This window comes from Variovorax sp. FW305-3-2-15-B-LB1 (assembly GCF_058787635.1).
In genome coordinates, this window is the sequence record NZ_JBYSZY010000046.1 from 41,801 (window position 1) to 48,714 (window position 6,914).

Below are 6,914 nucleotides of genomic sequence, written 5' to 3' on the forward strand. Positions count from 1 at the left end.
CACGCCGCCCGTCACTGTTTTTCTTTCTCTCTTCTTCATGGACGACTCTCAACCTCCGCTCGACCTTGCAGGCCCCACCGACGGCGACACCACCCTCACGCTGGCCGACTACGCGCAGACCGCCTACCTCGAATACGCCCTGAGCGTGGTCAAGGGCCGCGCGCTGCCCGATGTGTCCGACGGCCAGAAGCCGGTGCAGCGGCGCATCCTGTACTCGATGTCGCGCATGGGCCTGGGTTTCGGCGGCACCAACGGCACCGTGGGCGCCAAGCCCGTGAAGAGCGCGCGCGTCGTCGGCGACGTGCTCGGCCGCTTCCACCCGCACAGCGACCAGGCCGCGTACGACGCGCTGGTGCGCATGGCGCAAGACTTCTCGCAGCGCTATCCGCTGGTCGACGGCCAGGGCAACTTCGGCAGCCGCGACGGCGACGGCGCCGCGGCCATGCGCTACACCGAAGCGCGCCTGGCCCGCATCACCAGCCTGCTGCTCGACGAGATCGACGAAGGCACGGTCGACTTCATTCCCAACTACGACGGCAGCACCGAAGAGCCGCGCCTCTTGCCCGCGCGGCTGCCGTTCACGCTGCTCAATGGCGCCAGCGGCATTGCCGTGGGCCTGGCCACCGAGATCCCGAGCCACAACCTGCGCGAGATCGCCGACGCCTGCGTGGCGCTGATCAAGTCCAACGGCAAGCTCAGCGAAGAAGAACTCTTCGCCCTCGTGCCCGGCCCCGACTATCCGGGCGGCGCGCAGATCATCAGCAGCGCCAGCGACATCGCCGACGCCTACCGCACCGGCCGCGGCTCGCTCAAGGTGCGCGCGCGCTGGAAGATCGAAGACCTCGCGCGCGGCCAGTGGCAGCTCGTGGTCAACGAACTGCCGCCGGGCGTGAGCACGCAGAAAGTGCTCGAAGAAATCGAGGAAATCACCAACCCGAAGGTCAAGGCCGGCAAGAAGGCGCTGAGCGCCGACCAGACCCAGCTCAAGGCCGCGATGCTGTCGGTGCTCGACGTGGTGCGCGACGAATCGAGCAAGGACGCCGCCGTGCGCCTGGTGTTCGAGCCCAAGACCTCGCGCATCAGCCAGGACGAGTTCGTGACCACGCTGCTGGCGCAGACCTCGCTCGAGACCTCGTCGTCGATCAACCTCACGATGGTCGGCATCGACGGCAAGCCCACGCAGAAGTCGCTGCGCCAGATGCTCAACGAGTGGATCGCGTTCCGCGAGATCACCGTCGAGCGGCGCTCGCGCCATCGCCTGGACAAGGTGCAGGACCGCATCCACATCCTCGAAGGCCGGCAGCTGGTGCTGTTGAACATCGACGAGGTCATTGCCATCATCCGCGCGGCGGAAGACCCGAAGGCGGCGCTCATCGCGCGCTTCAACCTCAGCGAACGCCAGGCCGAGGACATCCTTGAAATCCGGCTGCGCCAACTCGCGCGGCTCGAGGCCATCAAGATCGAGCAGGAGCTGGCCGGTCTGCGCGACGAGCAGAAGAAACTCGAAGACATCCTCTCCAGCCCGGCCACGCTGCGCCGCCTGCTGGTGAAGGAAATCGAGGCCGACGCCAAGACCTTCGAAGACCCGCGCCGCACGCTCATCCAGGCCGAGAAGCGCGCCGTGGCCGAGGTGAAGGTGGTCGACGAGCCCGTCACCGTGATCGTGTCGCAGAAGGGCTGGGTGCGCGCGCAGAAGGGCTGGGCCAGCGAGAAGGCAGCCGGTAACGGCGGCACCGCGCCCGAGTACAGCTTCAAGTCGGGCGACACGCTCTACGGCGCCTTCGAATGCCGCAGCGTCGACACGCTGCTGGTCTTCGGCAGCGCCAAGGACAAGAGCGTGCGCGTCTACACCGTGCCCGTGGCCTCGCTGCCCGGCGCGCGCGGCGACGGCCAGCCCGTCACCACGCTCATCGAGCTCGATGCCGGCACGCACGTCACGCATTTCTTCGCGGGCCCGGTGGGCGCCTGCCTGCTGCTGGCCAACACGGGCGGCTACGGCTTCATGGCCACCATCGAGAACATGATGTCGCGCCAGCGCGGCGGCAAGGCCTTCATCGACGTGGGCGAGGGCGAGCAGCTGTGCCGGCCGTCGTTGGTGGGCGGCGCGAGCGGCGCCGAGCCGATGCCGGCCGCGACGCACGTGGCCTGCGCCTCGAGCGGCAAGCGCATCCTGACCTTCGACATCGCCGAGCTCAAGAGCCTGCCCAAGGGTGGACGCGGCCTGATGCTGATCGACCTGGAGGCCAAGGAATCGCTGGCCGGTGCGGTGGCCTACACGCGCAGCGTGCGGATCGAAGGCGTCGCCCGCGGCGGCAAGGAGCGCGAAGAAACGCTCGAGATCCGCTCGCTCAACAACGCGATGGGTGCCCGCGCGCGCAAGGGCAAGGTGGCAGACCTCGGATTCACGCCGGCGAGCGTGGTGCGGGTGCTCTGATGCTGGGCGGCATCGACATCAGCATCCTCGGCGTGGTCCTCGCCGTGGTCACGGGCTTCGGCAGCTACATCCTGGGGCGCCGCATGCGCGAGAAGCGCCAGGGCAAGCGGCGCGCGAAAGACCGCGCCGCCGCGCAGGCCAACGAGACGCGCCAAGTGCGTCGCGCACGCGAGCGGCGCGAGCAGGAAGGCAAGTAAGCAGGCAAGCCGAGGGGCTGGCTCACCAGCCCCCGTAGCCGTCGACGTTCTCGCGCGTCACGAGCTTCGACGGCAACAGCAGCACGCGCTGCTGAGGGGGCTGGCCCTTCAGGAGCTTCAACCCGATCTGGGCCGCCCGCTGGCCCATCAACGTGGGCGACTGCGTGGCGCTGCCGACGATCAAGGTGGTCGGGTCTTGCAGCCGCTGTGCCACCTCCGGCGAACCGTCCATCGCCGTGATGACGATGTCGCGCCGGCCCGCGACCTGGGCCGCCAGTTCCGCGCCGATGCCGCACAGGTCGTTGATCGCAAACACGCCCGACAGCTTCGGATGGCGCGCGAGCAGCCGCGTCATCTGTTCCACGCCGCCGTCCTTGGTGGCGCCGCCATTGAGCGCCATCGACACGACGCGCACGCCGGGTGCGGCGTTCAACGCCTCGCGGCAGCCGTTGACGCGGCCCACCGCGGCCGTGTTCGGCGGGCCGTCGATGATCGCCACTTCGCCTTTGCCGCCGAGCGTGCGCACCAGGTGTTCGCAAGAGAGCCTGCCGGCCGCGCGGCTGTCTGTCACCACGGCCGCGTCCGCACCTTGCACGAGCGCATCGACCGCCACCACCTTGATGCCGGCCGCGCGCGCCTCCGTGACGCGCGCGTGCAGGGTGGTCGAATCGACCGGCGTCACGATCACCAGCTGCACGCGCTGGCGGATCATTTCCTTGAGCTGCTCGTCCTGCCGCTGCGGATCGAACCCGCTCGACACGACCGTGATGTGCGCCGCGTTGCGACTGTCTGCGGCCAGCGTGCTTTCCACCGCGCGCGCGATGTAGGCAAAGAAGGGGTTGCGCAGGTCGCTCACGAGCACGCCGACGCGCGGGCCCTTGCCATGGTTGGCATGTGTCGCGAGCGCGCTGCCCACGGGGCCCACAGCGAGGAGGAGGGCCAGCAGCCAGGTGCGCCAGGGACGTTTCATGGGCATGGGTGCGAGGGCCTCGTTGCGAGAGGGGGCCGGTGAAGGGGTGGGGATGATGACATGTTCCGCACCGCCTCGCATCCGCGATCTGCGGCGGCAAGCGTGGGGGAATGGACGAACCTGCCGGCCCCGGTGGGAGTCGATGTTGTCGCGGGTCGGCAGCGTGGGCGGCGGCAGTGTCAGACCTGGAGGAAGAAGGGGTCGCCGGGTCGCTGACGATCAGGCCGATGTACAGCGCATCGGGGGCGCCCCGTTCGCTTTGCCCCTGTGGCCCGCGGCCGCATCGCCCGTGCCCAGGAGAACGACGGCCCGTGCGCCCGCGATCGATGCCAGCACGCGCCCCGTGGCGAAACCCCTGGCGATGCGCGCCAGGCGACGCCTCGGGGCGCGCGTCGACATGGCGGGGATGCCGCCTCCTTTCTTGCCGGTTCTTCTTGTGATCACCTTGCTCCCTGTGGCTGCTGCCTTGCAGATGACGGTGTCGTCCGCGATCGGCGTCCGGTGAGGGATTCGTCGCGGCGACACGGCGATTGAACCGGCCGCTGGTTAACTGTCTGTAAACCTTCCAAAAGTGGCGAGCAACATTTGAAATACACACCGCCGCGTGGACGGTGCGCTCCTTACTTCAGCCCGGCCCACCAACGCACGTTGGTGCGCGCCCGGCCCACCGTGAGCACTTCGCCGATCACCGGCGTGGCCAGGTCGATCTTCTTCGCCTGCGCCAGGTTGGCGATGCGGTCCAGCGGGTCGTGCCAGGTGTGGAAGGCCAGGTCGAAGGTGCTGTTGTGCACCGAATAGAGCACCTTGCCGCGCAGGTCTTCGAAGGCCTGAACGCTCTGCTCGGGCGTCATGTGCACGCCGGGCCAGTAGGCGTCGTAGGCGCCGTTTTCCATCAGCGCGAGGTCGAAGCCGCCGAAGCGTTCGCCGATCTGCTTGAAGCCGGGGAAGTAGCCCGAGTCGCCGCTGTAGAAGATGCGCTGGTCGCCGCTTTGCACCACCCACGAGGCCCACAGCGTGCGGTCGCGGTCGGTCAGCGTGACCGCGCGGCCCGAGAAGTGCTGCGCGGGCGTGGCCGTGAGCTTCACGCCCGCATGCTCGCCGCCTTGCCACCAGTCGAGCTCGGTCACGCGCTCGGCGGGCACGCCCATCTCGACGAGCCGGGCGCGCACGCCCAGCGGGACGAAGTAGCGCTGCACGCGCGTGGCGAGGTACTCGATGGTGGCGACGTCGAGGTGGTCGTAGTGGTCGTGCGAGAGGATCACGGCCTCGATCGGCGGCAGCTGCTCCAGTTGGATCGGCGGCTTGTGGAAGCGCTTGGGCCCGACCCAGGTGAAGGGCGAGACGCGCTCGCTGAATACGGGGTCGATGAGCCAGTACTTGCCCTTGAGTTTCAGCAGGTGCGACGAGTGGCCCAGGCGCACCACGTGGTTGGCGTCGGCCGCGAGCGCGTCGAGCGCCTGGGGCGTCAGGGCGCGCACCGGAATGGGGTCGACAGGCACGGTGTCGACCTTGCTGCCGACGATGAAGCGCGACCAGATGCGCCAGGTGCTGGCGGCGGGCTGCAGCTCGGGGTTGGGCATGTTCTGGAACACGCCGCCCTTGAACTGCGGCGAGTTGTCGTAGCGCGTTTCCCCGCCGCCGGCGCTGCTGCAGCCGGCCACGAACGCGCAACCCGCCGTGGCGAGCACCGCGCTGCGGCGCAGCAGCCGGGGTAAGTAAGCGCCTTGCGAATCCGATTCGTCAGCCATGGGAAAGCCCTCTGCGTGTGTGTTGGTCTTGAGGCGCGAGACTAGCGGGAGTTGGCTTTTCAATGGTTTCAGCGACAGAAACATTCGGCGAGCGGGGGCAATCCGCGGGCCGGCGGCATACTCCGGCGATCCACGTCCACAGCCCTTCATCGCCATGAAAACTGCCATCCTCGTCATCGACATGCAGCGCGGCCTTTGCGACGATCCGCCCCGGCCGTACGAGGCCGAAGCGGTCATCGGCCGCATCAACGCGCTCACGGCGCGGGCCCGCGCGGCGGGCGTGCCGGTGGCCTTCGTCCAGCACGAGAACGCCATCGACCTGGAATTCGATTCCGAGCGCTGGCAGCTGGCCGATGCCTTGCAGGTGACACCGGCGGACGCGCGCCTGCGCAAGACCACGCCCGACGCGTTCCTGCGCACGCCGCTCGAGGCCTGGCTGTCGGGGCAGGGCGTTCGGCGCGTGGTGGTCTGTGGCTATTCGTCGGAGTTCTGCGTGGACACCACCGTGCGCCGCGCCGCCGCGCTGGGCTACGAGGTGGTGCTGGCGGCCGACGCCCACACCTCGCACGACAAGCCGCATGCCAAGGGCGCCTTCATCCGTGCGCACCACAACGCGACGCTGTCGGACATCACGAGCTTCGGCGTGCCGATCCGCGCGATCGACAGCGCGGACATCGCATTCGGCGATTGATCTGGCGCTAGGGCATGCGTCCGGTGGCCAGTGCGTGGGCCCAGTCCGCACGCCCATTGGCAGCGGCCAGTGCCGCCATGGCCGTGTGATCGTAGGGCACGGTGACCAGCGTGCAGGTCCACTGCCCGTGGTCGTGCCGTTCGACCAGCGCGTAGCGCGCATCGGGTGAGCCGGTCTCCACGTGGTGCGGATGCGGATGCGCGTCGCCATAGGCCTGCAGGCCGACGCTGCCCGGGTTGACGATCAAGGTGCCGTTGGATGCGTGCATCACGCGTGGCAGGTGCGTGTGGCCGCAGGCGACCAGTTCCGTGCCGGCTTCCACAGTGCCGAGACGCGCATCGATCTCTGCCGCAGTGGCCATGCGCAGTTGCGTGGGCTCGACCGTTTCGAGGAAGTAGGTGAGGTCGCTGTCGGGCGTGCCGTGGCACAGCAGCACCTCGGGGCTCAAGCGCAGGCGCGGCGTGAGCGAGGCGATCCATGCGAACTCTGCTGCGCCGAGGCGGGCGTGTGCGAAGGTATCGGACTCGCCGCGCTGGCCTGAGGTCGGCAACGTGAGCAGTTGCCGTTCGTGGTTGCCGGCGAGCTGGACCCAGTCCTGCGCCATCAGGAACTGCGCCGTCTCCAGCGGCATCAGCGGGCCTGAGAGGCTGTCGCCGAGGTTGACGATCGCATCCACCTTGCGGCGTGCGATGTCCTCGACGACGGCTTTCAGTGCGGGGAGGTTTCCGTGGATGTCGGAGACAAGGGCGATGCGCATGCGTGGCTTCTTTGTGAGGGCGGTGATCTTAGTTCGGGGTGCGTGCACAGGCCACCGGGTACTTCCCTCCGCGAATGTCCCCCGGCCTTCGGCCTCCTCCTTGATTTCGCTGCGGGA

Annotated in this window: 6 protein-coding genes; 3 read left to right on the forward strand and 3 right to left on the reverse strand. The window is 68.6% G+C overall.

Annotated features, from left to right (window positions below; genetic code table 11):
- Window positions 1-37: 37 nt before the first annotated feature.
- Window positions 38-2,434: a DNA topoisomerase IV subunit A gene (gene parC / locus AC3WQR_RS23785; protein WP_095744758.1), complete on the forward strand. Its 2,397-nt coding sequence runs from the start codon at window positions 38-40 to the stop codon at window positions 2,432-2,434.
- Entirely contained in the window at window positions 2,434-2,631 is a 198-nt protein-coding gene (locus tag AC3WQR_RS23790; RefSeq protein ID WP_223301260.1) for a hypothetical protein, read from the forward strand. Before parC ends, AC3WQR_RS23790 begins: the two co-directional genes overlap by 1 nt.
- 22 nt (window positions 2,632-2,653) lie before the next feature.
- Here the strand turns inward: AC3WQR_RS23790 and AC3WQR_RS23795 are convergent, their stop codons facing one another.
- Together AC3WQR_RS23795 and AC3WQR_RS23800 are read right to left on the reverse strand one after the other, a co-directional pair.
- Window positions 2,654-3,607, reverse strand: coding sequence for an ABC transporter substrate-binding protein (locus AC3WQR_RS23795; protein ID WP_492744053.1), 954 nt, complete (start codon window positions 3,605-3,607; stop codon window positions 2,654-2,656).
- A 614-nt stretch (window positions 3,608-4,221) separates the two neighbouring features.
- Window positions 4,222-5,349: an MBL fold metallo-hydrolase gene (locus tag AC3WQR_RS23800; RefSeq protein ID WP_492744055.1), complete on the reverse strand. Its 1,128-nt coding sequence runs from the start codon at window positions 5,347-5,349 to the stop codon at window positions 4,222-4,224.
- Between the two features lie 154 nt (window positions 5,350-5,503).
- Between AC3WQR_RS23800 and AC3WQR_RS23805 the strand changes: the two genes are divergently transcribed.
- Window positions 5,504-6,040 carry a cysteine hydrolase family protein gene (locus AC3WQR_RS23805; RefSeq protein ID WP_492744057.1) on the forward strand — a complete coding sequence of 179 codons (537 nt, stop codon included), beginning with the start codon at window positions 5,504-5,506 and terminating at the stop codon, window positions 6,038-6,040.
- Window positions 6,041-6,047: 7 nt separating this feature from the next.
- Here the strand turns inward: AC3WQR_RS23805 and AC3WQR_RS23810 are convergent, their stop codons facing one another.
- Entirely contained in the window at window positions 6,048-6,797 is a 750-nt protein-coding gene (locus tag AC3WQR_RS23810) for a metallophosphoesterase family protein (RefSeq protein WP_492744059.1), read from the reverse strand.
- Window positions 6,798-6,914: the final 117 nt, after the last annotated feature.

What these genes read in the sequence shown, in the direction of transcription:
- AC3WQR_RS23790 (WP_223301260.1), top strand. Translation starts at nt 2,434, where the DNA reads ATGCTGGGCGGCATCGACATCAGCATCCTCGGCGTGGTCCTCGCCGTG.
- AC3WQR_RS23810 (WP_492744059.1), bottom strand. Translation starts at nt 6,797, where the DNA reads ATGCGCATCGCCCTTGTCTCCGACATCCACGGAAACCTCCCCGCACTG.
- AC3WQR_RS23795 (WP_492744053.1), bottom strand. Translation starts at nt 3,607, where the DNA reads ATGCCCATGAAACGTCCCTGGCGCACCTGGCTGCTGGCCCTCCTCCTC.
- parC (WP_095744758.1), top strand. Translation starts at nt 38, where the DNA reads ATGGACGACTCTCAACCTCCGCTCGACCTTGCAGGCCCCACCGACGGC.
- AC3WQR_RS23805 (WP_492744057.1), top strand. Translation starts at nt 5,504, where the DNA reads ATGAAAACTGCCATCCTCGTCATCGACATGCAGCGCGGCCTTTGCGAC.
- AC3WQR_RS23800 (WP_492744055.1), bottom strand. Translation starts at nt 5,349, where the DNA reads ATGGCTGACGAATCGGATTCGCAAGGCGCTTACTTACCCCGGCTGCTG.